This window comes from Pseudomonas syringae CC1557, from assembly GCF_000452705.1.
Lineage (GTDB): Bacteria > Pseudomonadota > Gammaproteobacteria > Pseudomonadales > Pseudomonadaceae > Aquipseudomonas > Aquipseudomonas syringae_F.
Window position 1 is genome coordinate 689,938 of sequence record NZ_CP007014.1, and the last position, 21,193, is coordinate 711,130.

22 protein-coding genes are annotated in these 21,193 nt (G+C 60.1%); 9 read left to right on the forward strand and 13 right to left on the reverse strand.

The genetic code is table 11. The annotated features are described in order from the left end of the window. Positions 1–149: 149 nt before the first annotated feature. The 5 genes from N018_RS03295 to N018_RS03315 all read right to left on the reverse strand — a co-directional run bounded on the left by N018_RS03295 (position 150) and on the right by N018_RS03315 (position 5,437). Positions 150–2,456 carry a TonB-dependent receptor gene (locus tag N018_RS03295; protein WP_025388832.1) on the reverse strand — a complete coding sequence of 769 codons (2,307 nt, stop codon included), beginning with the start codon at positions 2,454–2,456 and terminating at the stop codon, positions 150–152. A 69-nt stretch (positions 2,457–2,525) separates the two neighbouring features. Next, complete coding sequence (locus N018_RS03300; protein WP_024646154.1) at positions 2,526–2,930, reverse strand: ExbD/TolR family protein; 405 nt, start codon at positions 2,928–2,930, stop codon at positions 2,526–2,528. A gap of 1 nt (position 2,931) precedes the next feature. Further along, on the reverse strand, positions 2,932–3,624 hold the full coding sequence (locus tag N018_RS03305) for a MotA/TolQ/ExbB proton channel family protein (RefSeq protein ID WP_024646155.1): 693 nt from the start codon (positions 3,622–3,624) through the stop codon (positions 2,932–2,934). Between the two features lie 10 nt (positions 3,625–3,634). Further along, positions 3,635–4,453 (reverse strand): energy transducer TonB, encoded by an 819-nt coding sequence (locus N018_RS03310; RefSeq protein WP_025388833.1) that lies wholly within the window; start codon positions 4,451–4,453, stop codon positions 3,635–3,637. A gap of 165 nt (positions 4,454–4,618) precedes the next feature. Next, a complete protein-coding gene (locus tag N018_RS03315) occupies positions 4,619–5,437 on the reverse strand; it encodes an alpha/beta fold hydrolase (protein ID WP_025388834.1) in 819 nt (272 codons plus the stop codon). 277 nt (positions 5,438–5,714) lie between these two features. On the opposite strand from N018_RS03315, the gene N018_RS03320 reads away from it, so the two are divergent. From N018_RS03320 to N018_RS03330, 3 genes are all read left to right on the forward strand, one after another. After that, entirely contained in the window at positions 5,715–8,021 is a 2,307-nt protein-coding gene (locus N018_RS03320) for a mechanosensitive ion channel family protein (RefSeq protein ID WP_024646158.1), read from the forward strand. Between the two features lie 162 nt (positions 8,022–8,183). After that, positions 8,184–9,068 (forward strand): sugar nucleotide-binding protein, encoded by an 885-nt coding sequence (locus tag N018_RS03325; protein WP_032632914.1) that lies wholly within the window; start codon positions 8,184–8,186, stop codon positions 9,066–9,068. Then, positions 9,061–9,990 carry an NAD-dependent epimerase/dehydratase family protein gene (locus N018_RS03330; RefSeq protein ID WP_024646160.1) on the forward strand — a complete coding sequence of 310 codons (930 nt, stop codon included), beginning with the start codon at positions 9,061–9,063 and terminating at the stop codon, positions 9,988–9,990. The genes N018_RS03325 and N018_RS03330 overlap by 8 nt, the downstream gene beginning before the upstream one ends. 230 nt (positions 9,991–10,220) lie before the next feature. Here the strand turns inward: N018_RS03330 and N018_RS03335 are convergent, their stop codons facing one another. The 5 genes from N018_RS03335 to N018_RS03355 all read right to left on the reverse strand — a co-directional run bounded on the left by N018_RS03335 (position 10,221) and on the right by N018_RS03355 (position 14,177). Beyond that, positions 10,221–10,907, reverse strand: a complete 687-nt coding sequence (locus tag N018_RS03335) for an OmpW/AlkL family protein (RefSeq protein WP_025388835.1) — start codon at positions 10,905–10,907, stop codon at positions 10,221–10,223. Positions 10,908–11,010: 103 nt separating this feature from the next. Continuing rightward, positions 11,011–11,535: a DUF3299 domain-containing protein gene (locus N018_RS03340; RefSeq protein WP_024646162.1), complete on the reverse strand. Its 525-nt coding sequence runs from the start codon at positions 11,533–11,535 to the stop codon at positions 11,011–11,013. 8 nt (positions 11,536–11,543) lie between these two features. Next, positions 11,544–12,809 (reverse strand): ABC transporter permease, encoded by a 1,266-nt coding sequence (locus tag N018_RS03345; protein ID WP_025388836.1) that lies wholly within the window; start codon positions 12,807–12,809, stop codon positions 11,544–11,546. 1 nt (position 12,810) lies between these two features. Further along, complete coding sequence (locus tag N018_RS03350; RefSeq protein ID WP_024646164.1) at positions 12,811–13,521, reverse strand: ABC transporter ATP-binding protein; 711 nt, start codon at positions 13,519–13,521, stop codon at positions 12,811–12,813. Positions 13,522–13,589: 68 nt separating this feature from the next. Then, positions 13,590–14,177, reverse strand: a complete 588-nt coding sequence (locus N018_RS03355; protein ID WP_025388837.1) for a DUF2796 domain-containing protein — start codon at positions 14,175–14,177, stop codon at positions 13,590–13,592. A gap of 298 nt (positions 14,178–14,475) precedes the next feature. Here N018_RS03355 and N018_RS03360 point away from each other — a divergent pair, with 298 nt between their 5' ends. Both N018_RS03360 and N018_RS03365 read left to right on the forward strand, forming a co-directional pair. Next, on the forward strand, positions 14,476–14,898 hold the full coding sequence (locus tag N018_RS03360) for a nuclear transport factor 2 family protein (protein WP_025388838.1): 423 nt from the start codon (positions 14,476–14,478) through the stop codon (positions 14,896–14,898). 61 nt (positions 14,899–14,959) lie between these two features. Next, positions 14,960–15,313: a hypothetical protein gene (locus N018_RS03365; protein ID WP_024646167.1), complete on the forward strand. Its 354-nt coding sequence runs from the start codon at positions 14,960–14,962 to the stop codon at positions 15,311–15,313. A 48-nt stretch (positions 15,314–15,361) separates the two neighbouring features. Here N018_RS03365 and trxA read toward each other — a convergent pair whose 3' ends face one another. The 3 genes from trxA to N018_RS03380 form a co-directional block, all read right to left on the reverse strand. Continuing rightward, positions 15,362–16,234: a thioredoxin gene (gene trxA, locus N018_RS03370; protein WP_024646168.1), complete on the reverse strand. Its 873-nt coding sequence runs from the start codon at positions 16,232–16,234 to the stop codon at positions 15,362–15,364. 140 nt (positions 16,235–16,374) lie between these two features. Further along, positions 16,375–17,061, reverse strand: a complete 687-nt coding sequence (locus tag N018_RS03375; protein WP_025388839.1) for a class I SAM-dependent methyltransferase — start codon at positions 17,059–17,061, stop codon at positions 16,375–16,377. Then, positions 17,058–17,507 (reverse strand): hypothetical protein, encoded by a 450-nt coding sequence (locus N018_RS03380; protein WP_025388840.1) that lies wholly within the window; start codon positions 17,505–17,507, stop codon positions 17,058–17,060. Before N018_RS03380 ends, N018_RS03375 begins: the two co-directional genes overlap by 4 nt. 176 nt (positions 17,508–17,683) lie before the next feature. On the opposite strand from N018_RS03380, the gene nrdR reads away from it, so the two are divergent. From nrdR to ribBA, 4 genes are read left to right on the forward strand one after another with little or no spacing between them, the layout of a single operon-like run. Further along, positions 17,684–18,148, forward strand: coding sequence for a transcriptional regulator NrdR (nrdR, locus tag N018_RS03385; RefSeq protein WP_003379141.1), 465 nt, complete (start codon positions 17,684–17,686; stop codon positions 18,146–18,148). Next, positions 18,145–19,290, forward strand: a complete 1,146-nt coding sequence (ribD, locus tag N018_RS03390) for a bifunctional diaminohydroxyphosphoribosylaminopyrimidine deaminase/5-amino-6-(5-phosphoribosylamino)uracil reductase RibD (RefSeq protein ID WP_080274785.1) — start codon at positions 18,145–18,147, stop codon at positions 19,288–19,290. The genes nrdR and ribD overlap by 4 nt, the downstream gene beginning before the upstream one ends. 46 nt (positions 19,291–19,336) lie before the next feature. Beyond that, on the forward strand, positions 19,337–19,999 hold the full coding sequence (locus N018_RS03395; protein ID WP_007250874.1) for a riboflavin synthase: 663 nt from the start codon (positions 19,337–19,339) through the stop codon (positions 19,997–19,999). Positions 20,000–20,015: 16 nt separating this feature from the next. Then, a complete protein-coding gene (gene ribBA, locus N018_RS03400; protein ID WP_024646172.1) occupies positions 20,016–21,107 on the forward strand; it encodes a bifunctional 3,4-dihydroxy-2-butanone-4-phosphate synthase/GTP cyclohydrolase II in 1,092 nt (363 codons plus the stop codon). The last annotated feature ends 86 nt before the right edge of the window (positions 21,108–21,193 follow it).

The window sequence follows — 21,193 nt, forward strand, 5'->3', positions numbered from 1 at the left end:
CACCGTGCGCTGTTCGTCGCCGTGGGCTGGTAACCGACACTTATTATGCAGCTATGCAGCGACTGGTAGATTGCCTTCACGAGCAAGCTTGTACACAAGACCATGCATGGGATCGAGCGATCCTTCGCCCGTTCACTGTCAGCAAAAAATCAAAGCTTCACGGCCAGCGTCACAAACGCGCTGCGTGGTGTGCCCACTTGAAGAACCTGCAAGTTTTCTGACGGATCAGCCGCCGCGCTGGCGTCGGTGTTGAGGGTGGAGATATAGCGTTTGTCGAACAGGTTGACCATATTCAGCGAGACCGTGGTGTCCTTGAGGGCGCCGAGTTTGCCAAAGTCGTAACCGAGGTTGGCGTTCGCCAGCCAGTAGCCGCTGACGCTGGAGTCGTTGGTGTACGTGTAATAACGTTTACTGACGTAGTTGCCTTGCAAGCCGGCATTCCAGTGTTCCCAGTTCCAGTCCAGGTTGCTCGAATACATCAACTTCGGCGTGTCGACCACGGTCTTGTCTTTTACATGCACCGTGTTGCCGCCACTGACATAGTCATCGTCGTAGGTGCTGCGGTTATAGGACATGGAGTTGGACCAGCGCCAGTTCTCATTGGGTGTCAGGCCGAACGACAGTTCCAGGCCGCGGCTGGTGACCGAGCCGACGTTCGCCACGCCGTTCTGGCAAATCACGATCCCGGTGCAGTTGGTGATGGCGACCAGGCGATTATCAAACTTGGTGCTGTAGACCGCCGCAGAAGCTGAATACAGTTTAGTGCTGCGGCGCAGGCCCAGTTCGACGGTTTTCGACGTCTCGGGCTTGAGGTCCTTGAAGCCGTTCTGCGCATCGACGGCGGTCTGCGTGGTGAAGAACGGGCTGTAACCGCCACTCGGAAACGCCGCCATGTTTTCGGAATACGAGGTAAAGACTTCATCGTCTTCGTCGAGCTTGTAGGTCGCGCCGACTTGCGGCAAGAACCTGTCCCGCGCCTCCAGCGAACCGCTGGCATAACCGCCACCCTTGCCCTCGGCGGTCGAAGTGGTGACTGTATTTTTCGCCCCGAACTCAAGTTTGAGGCGGTCATCGAGCAGGGTGTAGGTATCGCGCAGGTAGAACTGGCGGGTCAGGTCGTTGTAACTCTGGTCCAGCACGGTGGCGGCCAGCGGCAGCCCGTCAGTTTTGACGATATGGTTCTGCGGCGTTGCGTTAGTGGTGTCGAACAGGTAGCGGGCAATGTCGTTCTTGTTGGACTGAATCCAGAACCCGCCCTGAATTTCATGCTGCCCCAGGTAGTAGGTCAGCGAACTCTGGAAGCCGGTTCGGTCAATGCCGTACACGGTGCTGCGAATCGCGTTGCTGGGCACTGTCGTCGAGCCGCTGGTGTAGATGAACGGATAGTAGGAGTTGCCCCGGCCCGAGTCATGATGGTGATAGGCCGTAGCGTCCAGTACCAGATCATCGGTCAGCGAGAAGTTGCCGTTGAGAATATCCAGTTCGTCATCACGCAGGCTGCTGGCGTTGTAAGTAGCATCGCCTGCGCTGGTGACGCCGCCGGTATAAATGCCGTTGGCGGCGTTGACTGCGCGGGTCCAGTCCGGTGTGTAGTAACTCCAGTTGTAGCCAAGGCGCTGGATGATGCTCTTCGACAGGCTCGGCAGGTTGGCTTCGTCATGCGATGAGGTGCTGTGAAAGAAGCTCACGCGATTGTCGCCGAAGTTGTAATTGACCTTGGCGTTCACGGCATCGGATTTCTGCGGGTTGTCGTGGCCTTTCCAGGCGTCGGCGTCGTACTTCTCTCCGGACACGTAGGCCGACAAACCGTTGTACTCGCCTGTGTCGACGCGCATGAACGTGCGCGAGGTGTCGTAGCTGCCCATGGTTTGCGACAGGCGTGCGCCGAACTCTTTGTCGGGGTTGGAGCTGGTGAACTGGATGGTGCCGCCCAGGTCGCTATTCGACGCAGTACCCAGCGATCCGATACCAGGAGCTACTTCGCTGGCGCCGATGTTTTCCGCGATGATCGCCCGGGTAATGCTCAGGCCGTTGAAGTTGCCGAAGCTCATGTTGCCCAGCGTGACGCCGTCCAGCGTGTAGCCCAGGTGGTGCATGTCGAAGCCGCGCAGGCTGATGCGCTGGCTGCCTTCTTCACGGCCCAGCGGGTCGCCGGACTGGAAGTTCACCCCTGGCAGACGTTGCAGGACTTTCAAAGGGCTGGTGCCTGCGGAATAGGCCTTCACATCCTTTTGCGTGACACGCTGTACCTGACGGGTTTCGCCCTGGCCGATTACCGAGACGGTGCCCAGTGTCATCGCTGCGCTGTCGTCGCTGGCGGTTGGCGTTACGGGGGCGGGCACGGTGTCGTCGGCCTGAATGAACGGGCTGATCAGGCACAATGAATTCAATGAAATCAGCAACGCGAGACGTGTTACCGGAAATCGAGGGCTGCGCGGTATCGATCGAGTGTTCATGAACGGTTTTCCTGGGGCGTCAGGGGGCCACGCTTGCGCGGGTCATTGGAATGAACGATTGGTTTTGGTTCAGGGGCTTTCAGTGATAACCGACAGGCGACTGATGCCGGCTTTTTGTACATCGGCCAGCACCTGAGCGACCCGGCCATAGCCTGTCGCCTGATCGGCGCGCAGGCTGACCGCGACGTCCGGGTCCTTGTCGTGCAGGTTTTGCAGTGCTTGCGGCAGGTTCTCCAGCGGCACCGCTTCACTGTCGATGAACACGCCGCCACTGGCGTCGACACTCACGACCACCGGGCTGGCCTGATCCAGCGAGGTGGTGGCGACAGTTTGCGGCAGGTCCAGCGGGATGGAGTTGTTGAGCAACGGCGCGGTGACAATGAACGTCACCAGCAGCACCAGCATCACGTCCACCAGCGGCGTGATGTTGATGTCGCTGATTGCATCGTCATCATTGGAAGTGGAAAAGGACATGTCAGATCACTCCTTTCAGGTTGGGGGCTGTCTTGTCGCGATTCTCGGGTTGCAGTCGGAAGGCGTTGCGCTGCGAGAGGTTGAGAAAGTCCACGGCAAACTCTTCCAGATCCGCGATCACCAGCTTCATGCGCCGTCCGAAAAAGTTGTAAGCCAGCACGGCAGGCACCGCGACAGCGATACCGACGCCGGTTGCGACCAGTGCTTCACCGATAGGCCCGGCGACCACCGCGATGCTGGCCGACTTGGCCTGGCTGATCGCGGTGAGCGCATGAATGATCCCGAACACGGTGCCGAACAGACCAATGAACGGCGCGGTGCTGCCGATCGAGGCAAGCAGAATCATGCCGCTCTCCAGATGGCGTCGTTCCTTGTGAATCTGCTGGCGCAGGCTGCGCTCCAGCAAGTCCTGACGATTCCAGCTATGGCCAAGGTCTGGCGAGTCGTGAGGCGTAGCCAGCGCTTGTGCGCCAGCATCGGTCAGGCGCGCCAGGCTGCCTTCGCCGTGTGGCATTTGCAGCGCGTTCTGCAAGTCGCGTGCGGCCCAGAAATCGGTGGCGTAGCGTCGATTCTGACGAGCCAATCGCCAGTGTTGGAGTGTTTTGCCGAGCAGCAACGCCCAGGTCACCAGTGAGAAGATCACCAGCAGCATCATCGACGTCTGGGTAATGATTACGGAGTAAGCGGTGTTCATGACGTAAGCCTCAGGGTGCGAGTTTGAAAGCCATGGGCACGTTGACCCAACCTTCAACCGGGGTATCGCCGCGTTTGGCGGGAATAAAGGTCCATTGCCGAACAGCAGCCTGCGCGGCTTCATCCAGCGCCGGGACGCCGCTGGTTTGCTGCACTTGCACCTGATCGGCGCGTCCGTTGGGCAGCACGTGAACACGTAGCAAGGTCGTGCCTTCCTGATGCCGGCGTGCGGCCGCAGGCGGGTATACCGGCGGCGGATTATTCAGGTAGCCGGCACGGCCTATCGGCGCGGTGGTGGTTTGCGCTGCCGCCGGTGCAGGTTTTGACGCTACGGGAGCCGGCGCAGGTGCGGGCGTTGTCGGTGCTGAAGAAGGTGCAGGCTCGGCAGGTTTCGCCAGCGTTTTTGTCGGTGTCGGTCTGGCTTGTGCTTTGGGCTTGGGCTGCTCGGCAGGCTTCGGCTCGGCGGGCGCAGATTTTTGGGGCGGCGCAGGCGCAGGCGGTTCTGGCTGATGCACGGGCTCGGGCGGCGACGGCGTCGGTTGAGCTACGGGTGGCGGAGCCGGTGGCACCCATTGCACCGTGATCGGCAGGGGCGGCGTCGGCTCGGGCGCTTGCGGATGATCGGCCATCAGCCAGAACGCCAGAGCTGCATGCAGGACGAGCGCAACCAGAATCGCCAGCGCATTGCCAGGCGATGCGTTCGGAATGACGCTGCTGTGAGGCGCTACAAACAGCGAGGACGGCGCAACAAACCGCAGGCCGGCAGACAGCTCAGGCCGGGTGCGGCGCTCATGCGGTGGTAGTCGGCGGGACAGGATCAGCGTTGACATGAGTTCAGCTCACCATTGAAAGAATGCGAGCTCGACGCGTTGGCGAAGAGCCCGCTTCAACTGGTGCTGATATTAATACTCATAGTGTGTATTAATTATGACCGATGCCAGATGATCCTGTTTTTTCTCTCATGACTGGCGCGGGCATTTCCGGAGACTGACGGATCAGCCCTTGAGGAACGTCAACAAATCTTCGTTCAGTTGCTGCGCATGGGTTACGGCAAAACCGTGCGGTGCTCCCGGATAAACCTTCAGCTCGGCGCCCTTGATCATCGCCGCCGCGCGCTTGCCCGAGGCCTCGAACGGGACGACCTGATCGCCATCGCCATGGATGACCAGCGTCGGCACATCGATTTTCGCCATGTCTGCACGGAAGTCCGTCGCAGAGAACGCCGTGACGCAGTCCAGCGTGCCTTTGAGAGAGGCGAGCAGGGCGATGTTCAAGGTCTGAGTCTGCACGCCCTCGGAAACCGTCTGGCCTTTGTTCAAACCGTAGAACGGCGTGGCAAAGTCGCTGATGAATTGGGCGCGGTCTTTGAGCAGGGCCTCCTTGATGCCGTCGAACACTGACTGATCTACGCCTTCCGGGTTGTCGTCTGTCTTGAGGAAGAACGGCGTGACCGAGCCCAGCAAGGCCAGTTTGGCGACCCGTTCGCTGCCATGGCGGGCGATGTAGCGTGCCACGTCGCCGCCGCCCATGGAGAAGCCGACCAGCGTTACATCGCGCAGGTCGAGGTGCTCGATCAGCGCCGCGATGTCGTCGGCGAAGGTATCGTACTCGTAGCCGGTCCACGGCTGGCTTGAGCGGCCGAAGCCACGGCGGTCAAAGGCGATGGTGCGGTAGCCTTTGCTGCTGAGGTACTCCATCTGGTATTCCCACATGTCTGCATCCAGCGGCCAGCCGTGGCTGAACAGTACCGGCTTGCCCGTGCCCCAGTCTTTGTAATAGATCTCTGTGCCGTCTTGCGTGGTGAACTTGCTCATGCAGATTCCTCTCAATGTCGGGTTGATCGGGCAAGCGTCTTGGCGAACAGGCTCATATACGCCTTCGGCCGCTCCTGATTATTCCGGCAGTGGGCACTTTGCATAGTTCAGTCGAGCAGACTGCGCGTACGGCTCTGACGAAATTTTCTGAAACATCGCCTTATTGTATTTCCCTTCCATAACCGAACTTGCCGGGCATATGGGAATCAGTTCCATGGGGTCGAAGCGTGCTTTGACCTGTCCATGGTTTGACTTGCCCATTGAAGGAGAGAACTGCGTGGCGTCTCAGCTGAAAATCTTGATCCTTTCGGGTCTGCTGCTATTCGCAGGCAGTTTCAATCTCCAGGCGGCTGATGTACCTGCGCTACCCATGGGCGCTGCAGTGCCAGCGGACGATAAGGCGGCTGAAAAAGCCGATACCAAGGCCACCGACAAATCAGCTGCCAAACCGGATGAAAAGGCTGCGGACAAAACTGATGCCAAGTCAGATGCTGCAGCCGACCCGGCTGCGGCTGACCCTGCGGCAGAGCTTCTGGTGCAAGGCGGTTTGCTCGGTGCGATCAGCACCAGCATCGATGACGTCCAGCAAAAGCTCAACCTGGACGACAACCTGTTCGATGCCTGGCGTTTGCGTGCCGACCGTGCCGCTGACGAGCTGGAAAAACTGGTCAACAAGCGCACCACGCGTTCACCCTGGAGCGTCGTTGGCGACTTTCTTGCGCTGTCCTTTGTGTGGATAGGTGCGTTCGCGGTTCTGACTACGCTCGGTCGTTTTCTGGCCGTACGCTTGTGCCGAACGCCATACATCCAGGTGCGCGAGCGCAGCCAGGCACTGCTCAAATACGTATTGCCGTTCACCTTGCCCGCGATCATCTGCCTGCCACTTACGCTGTACGTCAGTCACTTCATGCCGTCTTCGGTCGGCCGGGCGCTGGCGCTGTGTTTCGCTTACGCTACCAGCAGCGGCATCGTGTCGACGTCGGTGCTGCTGTGCGTGATCGTGATGTTCAACTCCGGCCACAAGCGCGCTGCCGTGCGCATGATTCGCCGCTACGCGCCAAAACCGCTGTTTGTGGTGGGCTTTCTGGCGGCGTTGAGCGACGCGCTGACCAGTCCGCAGATCGCCCGTCAACTGGGTAGCAACGTCACCACCAGCGTCGCGGTATTCGCCGGGCTTTTCGCCTCGGTGGTGTTCTGCATGCTGATCGTCAAAGTGCGGCGTCCGGTAGCGCACCTGATTCGTAACCGGTCGTTGGGCAGTCGCCTGCACAGGCCTGCGCTGCAACAATCATTGAAGATATTCTCGAACCTGTGGCACCTGCCGATCCTGCTGATGATTCTGGTCTCGGCGATCAACCTGATCGGTGCCGGTGAGGACAGTCAGGAGGCGCTGCGCTGCGCGTTGTTCACGACCATTTTGCTGATCGCCACCGTATTCCTGAGCACAGTGTTTCAGCATATGTTCAAACCGACTGAGTCTCTGGGGCGCGGCGGGCATGTGTACAAGGCGCGGCTGCTGAGCCTGGTGTACGCGGTGTTGCGCATCGCGCTGGCGCTCACCTTCATCGAAGTGCTCGGGCGTATCTGGGGGTTCTCGATGTTCGAGTTCGCCCAGCGCAATACGCTGGGTCGGGTCATCAGTGATTCGCTGAGCAGCATCGGCCTGATATTCGTGGTCACCTGGCTGTTGTGGGTGGTGCTCGACACGGCCATTCAGGAAGCTCTCAAACCGCCGGTCAATCAGCGCAGCGGACGCCAGCCAAGCACGCGCATCAAGACCATCCTGCCGCTGCTGCGCAATGCGGTGAAAATCATTCTGGTGGTGATCTGCGCCATCACCACCATGGCCAACCTGGGGATCAACGTCGCGCCGCTGCTGGCCGGTGCCGGGGTAGTCGGTCTGGCCATCGGCTTCGGCTCGCAGCAACTGGTCCAGGACGTTATTACCGGCCTGTTCATCATCATCGAAGACACGTTCTCGGTGGGCGACTGGGTGGTGCTCAGCACCGGCCATTCCGGGACGGTTGAAAGTCTGACTATCCGTACTGTGCGCCTGCGCGACGGCAAAGGCTTCGTCCACTCGGTGCCGTTCGGCCAGATCAAGGCAGTCACCAACCAGTCACGGCAATTCGCTTACGCGTTCTTCTCGGTGCGCCTCACCTACGATTCGGATATTGATGACGCGCTGGCGCTGATCCGCGAAACCGGCCAGTCGATCAGCGAAGACATCCTGCTCAAGCACAACCTGCAAGGACCGCTGGAGGTGTTCGGCGTCGATAGCATGGACCTCAACGGCATGGTGCTGACCGCGCAGTTCCGTACCTCTTCCGGCGGGCAGTACGCCGTAGGACGCGCCTTCAATGAGCGTCTCAAGCGGCTTGTGGATAAAAATCCGAACGTGCGTTTCGCGCAGACTTATCCACAGATGGTCATGGGGCCGGGCTTCAACAACCCGCAGGCTGGCGCCGAAGCGGAAGGGCCGCCCGCGCCGTCGGACCCGGCTGCCGCCACCCCATCTGCGCCTGCACCTGCGCCGCTCGGTCTGCCCAAGGGCAACAGTCCTCCGGGGCCTGCGGCTCAGTAGTTCGCCGTGTGATATGTCAGGGGTAAGACGCTGTAACGCCTTGTTTCGGCTTCATTAACCCGACAGGCTGCGCAACTGTTGGGGGTTGGCAGCCAACGTGTTATGTTTGCAGGCGTTTTCAATTTTTTGTTTGATTACTCTGATACCGAGCCTGCTGACTCTATGCGTATGCGCCTTATGCTGTTGGGCGGCGGGAATGCCCTCGGGCAGGCGCTTATTCGTCTGGGTGCCGAGGAAGACATTGGCTTTCTCGCACCACGTCCACCGCAAGACGGCTGGGACGTGGCAAGCCTGACGCAACTGCTCGATGACACCCGTCCCGATGCCTTGATCAACCTTGCTTACTACTTCGACTGGTTTCAGGCGGAGACCGTGAGCGAAGCGCGTCTGACCCACCAGGAACGCTCTGTCGAGCGCCTGGCCGAACTGTGTCAGCACCACAACATCACGCTGGTCCAGCCGTCCAGTTACCGTGTCTTCGATGGCTCGCGGGCGACGGCCTACAGCGAAAAGGACGACCCAGTGCCCTTGGGGCTGCGTGGCCAGGCACTGTGGCGTATTGAACAAAGTGTACGGGCGACCTGCCCGCAGCATGTGCTGGTGCGTTTCGGCTGGTTGCTGGACGACAGCGCCGACGGCGTGCTTGGCCGCTTTCTGTCGCGAGCCAAAGAACCCGGCGAGCTGCTGCTTGCCGATGATCGACGTGGCAACCCGACGCCGGTCGATGATGCGGCGCGAGTGATCATCTCGGTCGTCAAGCAACTCGATTGCGAAGCGCCGCTGTGGGGCACTTACCACTATGCCGGGCACGAGGCGACCACGCCGCTCGCGCTGGGGCAGGCGGTGCTCACCGAAGCTCGCCTTCTGCACCCATTGGTAATCGAATCGCCCACTGCGCAGGCACATGCCGCGCGTCCCGACGCAGCTGAAGAACCGCAACACGCGGTGTTGGCCTGCAAGAAAATCCTTCACACTTTCGGCATCAAGCCCCGCGCCTGGCGAGCCGGCTTGCCAAGCCTTCTGGATCGGTATTATCGACATGTCTGACACTCCTGTTCTGATCACGGGAGGCGCTGGTTTCATTGGCTCGCACCTGGCTGACGCATTGCTCGCCAACGGCTACAGCGTGCGTATCCTCGACAACCTCTCGGCGGGCAAGCGCAGCAATCTGCCGCTCGACAACCCGCGGGTAGAGTTGATCGTCGGTGATGTCGCCGATGCTGCGCTGGTCAGGCACGCCGCGCAGGGTTGCCAGGCGGTCGTGCATCTCGCCGCCGTTGCCTCGGTGCAAGCGTCAGTAGACGACCCGGTGCGTACCCACCAGAGCAACTTCATCGGCACGTTGAATGTCTGCGAAGCGATGCGTGAAGCCGGTATCAAGCGCGTGATCTTTGCTTCCAGTGCGGCCGTCTACGGCAACAATGGCGAAGGCGAGGCGATCACCGAAGGCACCCCCAAAGCGCCGTTGACCCCCTATGCATCGGACAAGCTGGCCAGTGAGTACTACCTGGACTTCTACCGACGTCAGCATGGCCTGGAGCCAGTGATTTTTCGCTTTTTCAACATCTTCGGACCGCGCCAAGACCCGTCGTCGCCGTACTCCGGCGTCATCAGCATCTTTGCCGAACGTATCCAGAAAGGCCTGCCGATCGCTGTATTTGGCGATGGCGAGCAGACGCGTGACTTCTTCTACATAGGTGACCTGCTCAAGCTGCTGTTGCAGGCCCTGTCGAGGGAAAGTGCCATCGAAGGCGCGGTCAATGTGGGGTTGAACCAGACCACCTCGCTCAACGAACTATTGTCGGCGCTGTCGGAAGTGGTGGGCAAACAGCCGGAAGTTACCTATAAGGCGCCGCGCCCGGGTGACATCAAGCATTCCCGCGCCAGCAACCAGCGCCTGCTGGAACACTTCATCCTCGACGAGGCCACCCCCTTGAAGCGCGGGCTTGAGTTGTTGATGGGGGAGTGATTCCCGCGATCGTCCCTACGCTCTGTCTGGGGATGCATTTCTGGACGTTCGGCGTCCGAGCCTGAGCGTATGGTGCAGGGCCTATTTGTGACGCAGAGCGTCACCAACTGCATGCCGACGCAGAGCATCGGCACGATATCCGGCAATCCTGGACGCGGGGCTCAAACCACAAAAGACAAAGGCACCCAATGAGGGTGCCTTTGTGTTTGTGGCGTTTGATGGTCTGCAGATCAGAACTTGTAGCCCACACCCACCATGTACACCCAAGGGTCGATATCTACATCCACCTTGGTTTGACCGACCGCAAGGGCGGAGGGGCCGTCCACGGTGGCTTTGGTGTCGATGTCTACATACCAGACCGAGGCGTTGACCAAGACGTTTTCGGTGATCATGTAGTCCATGCCCAACTGTGCGGCCAGGCCGACGGAGTCCTTGAGCTTGAGGTTGCTGAAGCCCTGACTCTTGCGATTGCTGGTCAGGTCATTGTCGAAGAACGTGGTGTAGTTGATGCCCACGCCAGCATACGGCTGGAATCTGGACGAAGGCTCCATCGGGTAGTACTGCAGCGACAGGGTTGGCGGCAGTTGCTTGATGTCGGCCAGTTTGCCGTCCAGTCCAGGGCCCAGACCTTTGACTGATACGGTGTGGCTGAAGGGCGTGGCGGCCAGCAGTTCGATGCCGACGTGTTGGGTCAGCATGTATGCGAAGGTCAGGCCGAGCTGGTTTTCGCCGTTGACCGTTGCCTTGGTACCGGGAACCTTGGCGCCATCGAGGCGGACTTCGCCGCTGTCTTCGTTAGGCTGGACGTGCGCGACACCGGCACGAACGATGAAATCGCCTTCTTCGTAGGCGTGTGCTGCCACCGGGGCGGTGAGGGTGAGCGCGACAAGGGATGCGCTTAGCAGATGCTTGTTCATGGAGGCTCCAGAGATCATTCAAAATTTATGGGCGTAATGTTAAAGCGCTGTCGAGCGGCGACTTTGACTCAGCTCAATGAAATCGCTGGGAACCTCGTCATCCTCATGAATCCGGCAACTCGTAGACAAGAATCTTGTCTGCCTGCATCTGATAACCCGCTTCTGCCAGCTCGCTGCTTGACGATTTGGCCTGCATCGGTCCTTCGATCCAGTACGGCTGATACAGCTCATCGACCTTCACGCCCAGCTCACTCGTGACATGCACGATCTGGTTCGCTGGCGGCGGCGGCACATGGATGCAGGCGCCGAAATAAGGCACCAGCAAAAACTCCGTCACTCTGCCTTCTTCGCTGACCTCAAGCGGCACGATGTAGCCCGGCAAACGCACCATCTGACCGTCCAGTGCTTTGACCACCGGCGCATGCGGGGCCAGTTGATGCGCCGCAGGCGCCGCCTCCATGGCCAGTGCATCGGACAGCTTCGACATGTCGTGCAGTGGCGCCGTTACCGGTTTCACCACAGGTGCGTCGGGTGGAATCATGTCATTCCAGGTCAGTTCACGCGGCTCGGCGGCCCACAATTGAGTGGAAACCGAGAGCAGCAGAGTGAGTAGCGTGCGCCGCATCATGAAGGTCCTCATAAACGAATTGACAGTCCATCGGCCAGTGACTGCCTGTAGGCTCGCCAGGCTGGCACGGTTCCCATCAACAGCGCGCAACCGAGAATGCCAGCCAGTAATGTCCATTCATATTGGCCAGGTGGCATAGACGAGAGGTACAGACCGTAGTTTTCGAGCACGTAGTCACGTGCCGCGAAGATGCCGATATAGAGCAGCGCAAGGCCACTGACGACACCGGCCAGCGCGAGCGCGAAAGCTTCCAGTATGAGCAGGCTCGCGATATGCCAGGGCCGTGCGCCGACCGATCGCAGGATGGCCATTTCCCGACGTCGTTCGTTGAGGCTGGTGAGAATCGCGGTGAGCATGCCGATCAGGCCGGTCAGTACCACGAACAGCGAAATCACGAACAGCGCTTTTTCGGCGGTGCCCATCAAACTCCAGAGCTCCTGCAAGGCCACGCCCGGCAGGATTGCCAGCATTGGCTCGCCACGGTACTCATTGATCTCGCGTTGCAGGCTGAACGTCGAGATCTTGCTGTTCAGACCCAGCATGAACGCGGTGATCGCGCTGGGCGTCAGGTCCATGTTGCGCGCCTGATCGGCGGAAATGCGTTCGTTGCCGCGTGCCGGAGCGCCGTTGTGCCAATCGATATGAATGGCTTCCATGCCGCCCAGACTGATGTGCAGTGTGCGGTCCACTGGCGTGCCGGTCGGTTTTAGAACACCGACGACGGTAAACGGTTTGTCGTCATGCTTGACCAGGCTGATCGCCGCCACGCCGTGCGCCAACACCAGTTTGTCACCCAGTTTGTAATGCAGTGCCTTGGCCACTTCAGAGCCCAGCACCACTTCGAAAGGATCGGTCTTGAACTCGCGCCCCTCGGCCATCTCCAGGTGCTGCTGGCGACCGAACTGATAATGCTCGAAATAAGCTTCGTTGGTGCCCATCACCCGATAGCCACGGTGGGAGTCACCCAGCGAAATCGGGATCGCCCATTTGACCTGTTTGCTTTGCGCAAAATGCTCGAAACTGTCCCAGCGAATGTTGTTGGTGGCATTGCCGATGCGGAATACCGAATACAGCAAAAGATTGATCGAGCCGGAGCGCGCGCCGACGATCAGGTCGGTGCCGCTGATGGTGCTGGCGAAACTGGCGCGGGCCTCGGTGCGCACCCGCTCCACTGCCAGCAGCAGGCAGACTGACAAGGCGATGGCGAAGGCAGTGAGAAAGGCGGTGAAGCGGCGATTGGCCAGGCTGGCGATGGCCAGACGAAACAGATACATCTCAACTCTCCACGGCGACGGCGGCGCGATTCAAATCGCTCAGCGACAGATTGCGATCAAACAAGGGGGCCAGGCTCTGGTCATGGCTGACGAACAGCAAGCTGGCCCCGGCCTCGCGGCATTCGGCGAACAACAGGCGGATGAACGCCTCACGCGAGTCCGCATCCAGCGCGGACGTCGGCTCGTCGGCAATCACCAGTTCCGGCTGACCGATCAATGCCCGGGCGGCGGCCACGCGTTGCTGCTGGCCGATGGACAGCGAGTCGGCACGGCGCACCAGCATTGCCGGATCTTTCAGGCCCAGGTGGGCGAGCAGGGTGGTTGTGGCTTTTTCCACGCTGCCGTGGCGTTGCCTGGCACGCTCTGCGCGGAGTCTGGAAAAGTGACAAGGCAGCTCGATGTTTTCCCGCACTGACAGGAATGGCAGCAGGTTGAACTGCTGGAAGATGTAGCCGGTATGATCGACTCGAAAACGATCACGCGCCGCTGACGACAGGCCCGACAGTTCCTGATTCAACAGGCGGATGCTGCCACTGACCGGCTTTTGCACGCCGCCGAGCAAGCTCAATAATGTGGTTTTGCCGCTGCCGCTAGGGCCTTTGAGAAACAGCGTTTCGCCGGTTTGCAGGCGGAAGCTGGGGATGTCCAGCAATTGAGGATGACCGGGCCAGTTGAAGCTCAGGTCCGACAATTCGATCAGTGCTTGGGTCATGGCTGACTCACGCTCGGTTGGAAATTAAAAGACCGGGCCAGGCCCGGTCGTGGTGCCGCAGGGTGCGATTAGAATTTCAGCGTCGGATTCGCTGCGATCACTTCTGCGCCCGACTGGCCGCCCGGCGAAATCAGTTGTACCTGAAGCTTCTTGGTATCGGGAAAGGTTTTGAAGATTTGCGACAGGTCGAGCTTGCGCAACACGCCCGGCGCGTCACAGACGAATTTGTAGTGGCCGTGGATCTCACTGTGCTCATGATGATCAGCGTCGCCGGCTTCGGCGTGTTCTTCGTGATCATCATCCTTGTCGCCAAACAGCGGGCTTTCCAGCTTTACCGAGGTAGCCGAGCAATTGGCCGCATCGGCAATGCTGAACAACGCGTTGGGCTTGAGCAGCAATTCACGCGTCTTGGCCACTTTGGCCTTGTCTTCGTCTGACGTCGCAACGTGTTCGAAGCCCACGATGTTCATGGCCGGGCTGTCGAATTCGAACTCCAGTGTCTTGCCTTCCAGCACCACGTCCAGACGCCCGACACCGTGCTCGTGTGCGCCAAGGCTGCCGTGTTCGTCGCCGTGATCATGATCGTGTTCTTCAGCAGCATGGGCAGCAACCAGTGGCAGCAGGGCAAAGGGCAGGGCAAGTAGCAAACGGCGCATAGCGGACTCCGGGGCATCATTCGGTAAACTGTTATGTGATCTTATAACAACTGTGTCGGTGGGTGGACGTGTTTTTATTCGCCGTGCGGCTGGCGAGGCACTTGCAATAAAGCATTCGACAGTGTCGCTGGAATACGCGGCCCAGTGCTTATGCCGAACGGGTCTCACACTCTGCATCATCGAGTCCTACTCTGTAACATGAAAATCGCTACACCTGCGCCTTAAACGCAGCAAATGGTTTCACCCCAGCCGGAACGGCATTCGACCTGCGGCGAGTGCACTATCAAGGACGATATCGATGAACAAGCTCCATCCGAACAGAGAAATCCTGCGTGCGGTGTACAAGGATCTGACACGCATTGCCGAGTTTGCCGATGCCGATATTGTGCTGCACAAGGCGGATCAAGGCGCTGGCGGTGGCTTGTCCATTGCCATCGGCAAAGACGCGGTGCTTTCCCATGAGATCAGTCTGCTCAGGAGCACAGGCCAGACTTTGTACATGGATATCCACGATATCGTTGCCAACGATAACTTCGGCTCGGTGCTGGGAGATATGCGCGCCAGTTGCGAGGGCCGGAAAATCATCATGCCGTTCTGCGGCCTGTGGCGGTTTCGTGATGGCAGGATTGTCGAGCATTGGGAAAACGTCTATGACGTGCGTGCACTGGGCGACTTCCTGAGCGGCAAGCAACCGACCGTCAACCAGTGGCGTTACGCGTGAACATGGGAATACCGGTCAGCCTGTGGGAGCATGTGCGCCTGATTGTCAGCAGGTAAACATCATGTTGCGTATTCGTGGAACCGTAGGCGAGTGGCCGGTGGATTTGACCCTTGAACTGGACGAGAGCGACTGGGCGCAACTGGGGGCACAGCTTAAAGCAGTCGCCCCCGAAGCGTCGGCAGTCGAGGTCGAAAGCAAGCCGGTCAATCAGGATGACAGGCTGTGGCAGGTCGCTCAGGAGTTACTGCAGAAGGCCGGGCACATGAGCGGACCGGATCTGTTGGCACAGCTGGAAGGGCTGACCGGCAGCACGGCGGCAGGCAAGCATCTGCTGGTGCGCTTGCGTCATTCTGCCAACGTGAAAGTCGAGAGTGGCGGCGATGCGCCGTTGTACAGCTGGATCGAGGCGGTTTGATCTGAGTATCAACAACAGGCACCGAAGCAGTGCCTGTTGCTTGATGGATTAGTACAGCGCAGCAAACAGCTTGCGGCGGTACGCCGTGACCAGCGGATGATCGTTGCCCAGCAGGTCGAACACTTGCAGCAAGGTTTTGTGCGGCAGGCCTTCGGCATAATTGCGGTTGCGTATGAACAGCTTGAGCAGGCCGTCGAGCGCTGCTTCGTACTGTTGGCGCGACAACTGCTGAATCGCCAGTTGATGCGTGGCTTCGTCATCCTGCGGGTTTTGCGCTAGACGGCTTTTCAGCTCGGCGGCATCCGGCAGGGTGGCGGCTTCGGCGAGAAACGTCAGCTGCGCCTTGGCGCCTGCCAGTTCGGCCTTGTGCGCATCACCAGTGACAGCATCCAGTACGGCTTTGGCTTCGCTCAGCTCGCCCCGTTCAGCCAGGCAGCGCGCGTACAGAATCAGCGCAGCGGCATTGGTGTTGTCTTCGCCCAGCAGCGCCTTGAGTAGGGCCTCGGCTTCGGAGAAGCGGCTTTCGGCAAACAGTGCTTGCGCCTGCTTGAGCGGATCGGCCGCTGGCGGTGGGGGCATGACGACGTGCTGGTCGAGAATCTTGCGAATTTCCGACTCCGGCTGGGCTCCGGCAAAGCCGTCTACCGGCTGGCCGTCCTTGAACAGCACCACAGTCGGCAGACTGCGAATACCGAAGCGTGCAACGACATCCGGCTCGGCGTCGCAGTTGACCTTGGCCAGCAGCAGTTCGCCTTGATAGCTCTCGGTGATCTGCTGCAACAGCGGCATCAAGACCTTGCAGGGTGCACACCACTCGGCCCAGAAATCGACCAGGACCGGCTGATCGAATGACTTGTCGATCACCAGTTGATCGAAGGTCGCGGTGGTCGCGTCGAAGATGTAAGCAGTGTCCTGGCTCATTGCACGTCTCGAAGATTCTGAATGCCGCCAACTATAAAGCCCACAGGGGAATGCTGAAAGCGGCGTCGGCTATTGGACATGATCGTTGCCACACGCATTGCTGCTCTTGATGCTGGCCGAAGTCCGTGGGAGTGAACTGTTTAGCTGAGCGCTACCGGACTTTTATTCAGCGCTGACCGCACCGCGTGATACAAGCTCACATCCCGGAACTCATGCGGCTCAGCCAGGTCCGGCAGGGTATGCGCGTGCAGCATTGCCAGGCGCTGGTAGGTAGCATGCTTGAAGTCGCGAACGCGAGAGTCTGCCACCAGGGCTTCACGGCCTCGGGAGAGGAAGTGATCAAGCAGCGGCAGGTTGGCGCGGTCGTACAGCACGTCGGCGACCAGGATCAGATCAAAGCGATCAGCCTCAGTAAAGAAATCTGTCGAGTAACTCAATGACACTTGATTGAGTTCAGCGTTGGCCTGACAGGCGGTGATCGCCAGCGGGTCGAGATCACAGGCCACCACCTCCAGCGCACCGGCTTTCACTGCGGCAATGGCGACCACACCCGAACCGGCGCCGAAGTCCAGTACCCGCTTGCCTGCTACCCAGTGCGGGTGTTCAGCCAGAAAGCGCGCCAAGGCCAAACCGCTGGCCCAGCAGAAGCTCCAGTACGGTGGGTCTTCAAGGATGCGGCGCGTTTCATCCGGGCTGAACGCGCGATCCATATTGGAATCATCGATCAGCCACAGTTCCAGCTCGGTGCCCGGCAGCGCCGTAACGACCAGTCGGGCGTCACCGAGCAGCTCGTTCAGCGATTGTTGCAGGTGTTGCGGAGCAGTCATGGTGCCTTGACGAACTGCAACTGCCCTAACGCCTGGGTCGTCGGCTGACCGATACGCATCGACGGCAGGTGCAGGATCAACTGCCCGGACTGGCTGGCGCGGCCACGCAGTTCTACACGTCCACCTACCGGGAACGCTTCCGGATTGAAGCGCAGCTGGAACGGCAGCGATTGACCATTGCCCTTGAGCAATGTGTTGGTCAGCAGCTTTTGTGGACGACCGCGCTCGTCGATCACCAGCATCGCCAGCTCGACTTCGGCCCCGGCCGGTACGCCTAGCAATTGCCCGCTGATTTCACGCTGAAAAGGTTGCAGCGGACCCGGCCCGGCTGGCAGTTTTATCGACGGAGCAACCGGTGGGGCGGCAGCGGGTTTCGGAGCGTCGTTGCTGCTGCAAGCGGCCAGCAAGCCAACGAGGCCTAGCAAAAACAGGGTTCGTAGCGTCATCAAAAGCTCCACAAGGCAAAAATCAAAAGGCTGCGCGACGCCAGAGCTGCAGTATTACCGAGCGCGGGCAATTTAACATCGCTTTAATGCGCGTCTATATACCGCAAAGCCCCAGCCTTGTCTTGCCGACAGGATGCGCTAACATGGCGCTCCTCATTCTTTCGTTGCCAGCCACCATGCACTGTCCCTTCTGCGGTGCCAATGACACCAAAGTCATCGACTCCCGCCTCGTCGCCGAAGGCGAGCAAGTACGCCGCCGACGCGAATGCCTGGCCTGCGGCGAGCGCTTCACCACGTTCGAAACCGCCGAGCTGGTCTTGCCGCGCCTGATCAAGCAGGACGGCAGCCGCCAGCCTTTCGATGAAGAAAAGCTGCGTGCCGGCATGCAGCGCGCCCTTGAAAAGCGTCCGGTGAGTGTCGAGCGTCTTGAAGCGGCGCTGGCCCACATCAAGCACAAGCTGCGGGCAACGGGTGAACGTGAAGTCAAATCTTTGGTGGTTGGTGAGCTGGTCATGGGCGAGTTGCAAAAGCTCGACGAAGTGGCCTATATCCGATTTGCCTCGGTGTACCGCCGCTTTCAGGATCTCAACGAATTTCGTGAAGAAATCGACCGTCTGGCCCGCGAGCCGGGTAAGGAATGAGTGCAGTGTTGACTGAGCAGGCCGCCCTCGACGTTCATTACATGGCTCGCGCGCTGGAACTGGCGCGCAAGGGCCTTTACTCCACACACCCCAATCCGCGAGTCGGCTGCGTCATCGTGCGTGATGGCCAGATCGTCGGTGAGGGCTGGCATGCCCGTGCAGGCGAGCCGCATGCCGAGGTGCATGCGCTGCGTCAGGCGGGTGAGCTTGCCCGGGGCGCAACGGCTTACGTCACGCTTGAGCCGTGCAGTCATCAGGGGCGTACGCCGCCCTGTGCCGATGCCCTGGTGGATGCCGGGCTGGTGCGAGTCGTTGCCGCGATGCAGGACCCTAATCCCGAAGTCTCCGGTCGCGGACTGCTACGCCTGATGAATGCTGGCATCGGTGTTCAATGCGGCGTGCTGGAAAGCGAAGCACGGGCGCTGAACAAAGGCTTTCTCAAGCGCATGGAAACCGGCCGGCCTTATATAAGGGTCAAGCTGGCCATGAGCCTGGATGGTCGAACTGCCATGGCCAGCGGTGAAAGCCAATGGATCACTGGCCCGGAAGCCCGCTCGGCGGTGCAACGCCTGCGCGCGCAGTCAAGTGTGGTCCTGACGGGTGCTGACACGGTGCTGGCAGACAATGCACGCCTGACCGTGCGCCCTGACGAGCTGGGGCTGGACGCAGAAATGAGTGCCTTGGCCGCCAGCCGTCCGCCGTTGCGCGTATTGATTGACGGGCGCTTGCGTGTGCCGCTGGACGCGCCGTTCTTTCAGGCTGGCAGTGCGCTGGTCGTGACCTGTGCCGCTGCGTCAGCGCGGGGTCGTTATCAGGAAGAAGGCCACGAGATGCTCGCGCTGGCCGACAGCGCCGGTCACGTAGACCTGCGCAAGCTGATGGGCGAGCTCGCAACCCGTGGCGTCAACGAGGTCCTGGTCGAGGCCGGTCCGCGCCTGGCGGGTGCGTTTGCGCGTCTCGGGCTGGTCGACGAGTTTCAGATTTTCATCGCGGGGAAGTTTCTCGGCTCATCGGCCCGGCCGCTGCTTGACCTGCCGCTGGCGCAGATGAGTGAAGCGCTGGAGCTGAATATCGTGGAAATGCGGGCCGTCGGCAAAGACTGGCGAGTCATTGCTCTCCCTGTCTTCGCACCCGGCGTATAATTCCCGGCTTCGCCTAGCGCGCAGCCCCTGTTCTCCCGGAGGACCCATGTTTACCGGCATTATCGAATCAATCGGCAGCATCCGCGCCCTGACCCCCAAGGGTGGCGACGTCCGCGTTTACGTGGAAACCGGCAAGCTCGACCTGAGCGACGTCAAACTCGGTGACAGCATTGCCGTGAATGGCGTGTGCCTGACCGCTGTCGAGCTGCCTGGCGACGGCTTCTGGGCAGACGTCAGTCGGGAGACCCTGACTGTTACTGCCTTTGTCGACTTGAAGAGCGGCAGTCGGGTCAATCTGGAAAAGGCCCTGACACCGACCACGCGCCTGGGTGGTCACCTGGTCAGCGGGCATGTCGACGGCGTAGGCGAAATCGTCTCCCGTGCCGAGAATGCCCGCGCCATTCAGTTCACGGTGCGTGCGCCACGTGAGCTGGCCAAATACATCGCCCACAAAGGCTCGATCACGGTCGACGGCACCAGCCTGACTGTCAACTCGGTCAACGGCGCGGAATTCGAGCTGACCATCGTGCCGCATACCTGGAGCGAAACCATCATGGCCGACTACCAGCCAGGCCGTAAGGTCAATCTGGAAGTCGACCTGCTGGCGCGTTATCTGGAGCGTCTGTTACTGGGCGACAAGGCTGCCGAGCCGGGCCACGGTACGATCACCGAAAGCTTTCTGGCCGAGAACGGCTACCTGAAATCCTGAATCAAGGGGGTGCCGCGTGGCGCTCAACAGTATCGAAGAACTGGTTGAAGACATTCGCCAAGGCAAGATGGTCATCCTCATGGATGACGAAGACCGCGAGAACGAAGGCGACCTGATCATGGCCGCCGAGTGCGTGAAGCCCGAGCACATCAACTTCATGGCACGTTTCGCCCGAGGTCTGATCTGCATGCCGATGACTCGCGAGCGCTGCGAAACCCTCAAGCTGCCCCTGATGGCGCCGCGCAACGGATCAGGTTTCGGCACCAAGTTCACCGTTTCCATCGAAGCCGCCGAAGGCGTGACTACCGGCATCTCGGCAGCCGACCGCGCACGCACCGTGCAGGCTGCCGCCGCCAAGGACGCCAAAGCCGAAGATATCGTCAGCCCGGGGCACATTTTCCCGTTGATGGCTCAGGCCGGCGGCACCCTGGCACGCGCCGGTCACACCGAAGCAGCGTGTGATCTGGCGCGCATGGCCGGTTTCGAGCCGTCGGGCCTGATCTGCGAGGTCATGAACGACGACGGCACCATGTCGCGTCGCGCCGAACTCGAAGCATTTGCCCAGCAACACGACATCAAGATCGGTACCATCGCCGACCTGATTCACTACCGGATGATCCACGAACGTACCGTTCAGCGGATTGCCGAGCAACCGATGGACAGCGAACTGGGCAGTTTCAACCTGGTGACTTACCGCGATTCGGTCGAGGGCGATGTGCATCTGGCACTGACCCTGGGCAAGATCTGCGCAGAAGAGCCGACCCTCGTACGTGTTCATAACATGGATCCGCTGCGCGACCTGCTGATGGTCAAGCAGCCCGGCCGCTGGAGCCTGCGCGCTGCGATGCGCGCGGTTAACGAGGCCGGCAGTGGGGTAGTGCTGTTGCTGGGGCACCCTCTGGATGGCGATGTATTGCTGGCCCATATCCGCGAAACCGCCGGGCAACAACCGATCAAGACGCCGACCACTTACAGCACGGTCGGCGCCGGTTCGCAGATCCTTCGTGACCTCGGTGTGCGCAAAATGCGCCTGATGAGTTCACCGATGAAGTTCAATGCGATATCCGGTTTCGATCTGGAAGTTGTAGAATACGTGCCCTCCGAATAAATACCGGCAGGTTGGTGCGTGCGGAAGACGGTTTTTTCGCAGGTTTCGGTCTGACGGTTGCGATTCGTGGCCTAATATCCCTCAAA

What these genes read in the sequence shown, in the direction of transcription:
- N018_RS03295 (WP_025388832.1), bottom strand. Translation starts at nt 2,456, where the DNA reads ATGAACACTCGATCGATACCGCGCAGCCCTCGATTTCCGGTAACACGT.
- N018_RS03300 (WP_024646154.1), bottom strand. Translation starts at nt 2,930, where the DNA reads ATGTCCTTTTCCACTTCCAATGATGACGATGCAATCAGCGACATCAAC.
- N018_RS03305 (WP_024646155.1), bottom strand. Translation starts at nt 3,624, where the DNA reads ATGAACACCGCTTACTCCGTAATCATTACCCAGACGTCGATGATGCTG.
- N018_RS03310 (WP_025388833.1), bottom strand. Translation starts at nt 4,453, where the DNA reads ATGTCAACGCTGATCCTGTCCCGCCGACTACCACCGCATGAGCGCCGC.
- N018_RS03315 (WP_025388834.1), bottom strand. Translation starts at nt 5,437, where the DNA reads ATGAGCAAGTTCACCACGCAAGACGGCACAGAGATCTATTACAAAGAC.
- N018_RS03325 (WP_032632914.1), top strand. Translation starts at nt 8,184, where the DNA reads ATGCGTATGCGCCTTATGCTGTTGGGCGGCGGGAATGCCCTCGGGCAG.
- N018_RS03330 (WP_024646160.1), top strand. Translation starts at nt 9,061, where the DNA reads ATGTCTGACACTCCTGTTCTGATCACGGGAGGCGCTGGTTTCATTGGC.
- N018_RS03335 (WP_025388835.1), bottom strand. Translation starts at nt 10,907, where the DNA reads ATGAACAAGCATCTGCTAAGCGCATCCCTTGTCGCGCTCACCCTCACC.
- N018_RS03340 (WP_024646162.1), bottom strand. Translation starts at nt 11,535, where the DNA reads ATGATGCGGCGCACGCTACTCACTCTGCTGCTCTCGGTTTCCACTCAA.
- N018_RS03345 (WP_025388836.1), bottom strand. Translation starts at nt 12,809, where the DNA reads ATGTATCTGTTTCGTCTGGCCATCGCCAGCCTGGCCAATCGCCGCTTC.
- N018_RS03350 (WP_024646164.1), bottom strand. Translation starts at nt 13,521, where the DNA reads ATGACCCAAGCACTGATCGAATTGTCGGACCTGAGCTTCAACTGGCCC.
- N018_RS03355 (WP_025388837.1), bottom strand. Translation starts at nt 14,177, where the DNA reads ATGCGCCGTTTGCTACTTGCCCTGCCCTTTGCCCTGCTGCCACTGGTT.
- N018_RS03360 (WP_025388838.1), top strand. Translation starts at nt 14,476, where the DNA reads ATGAACAAGCTCCATCCGAACAGAGAAATCCTGCGTGCGGTGTACAAG.
- N018_RS03365 (WP_024646167.1), top strand. Translation starts at nt 14,960, where the DNA reads ATGTTGCGTATTCGTGGAACCGTAGGCGAGTGGCCGGTGGATTTGACC.
- trxA (WP_024646168.1), bottom strand. Translation starts at nt 16,234, where the DNA reads ATGAGCCAGGACACTGCTTACATCTTCGACGCGACCACCGCGACCTTC.
- N018_RS03375 (WP_025388839.1), bottom strand. Translation starts at nt 17,061, where the DNA reads ATGACTGCTCCGCAACACCTGCAACAATCGCTGAACGAGCTGCTCGGT.
- N018_RS03380 (WP_025388840.1), bottom strand. Translation starts at nt 17,507, where the DNA reads ATGACGCTACGAACCCTGTTTTTGCTAGGCCTCGTTGGCTTGCTGGCC.
- nrdR (WP_003379141.1), top strand. Translation starts at nt 17,684, where the DNA reads ATGCACTGTCCCTTCTGCGGTGCCAATGACACCAAAGTCATCGACTCC.
- ribD (WP_080274785.1), top strand. Translation starts at nt 18,145, where the DNA reads ATGAGTGCAGTGTTGACTGAGCAGGCCGCCCTCGACGTTCATTACATG.
- N018_RS03395 (WP_007250874.1), top strand. Translation starts at nt 19,337, where the DNA reads ATGTTTACCGGCATTATCGAATCAATCGGCAGCATCCGCGCCCTGACC.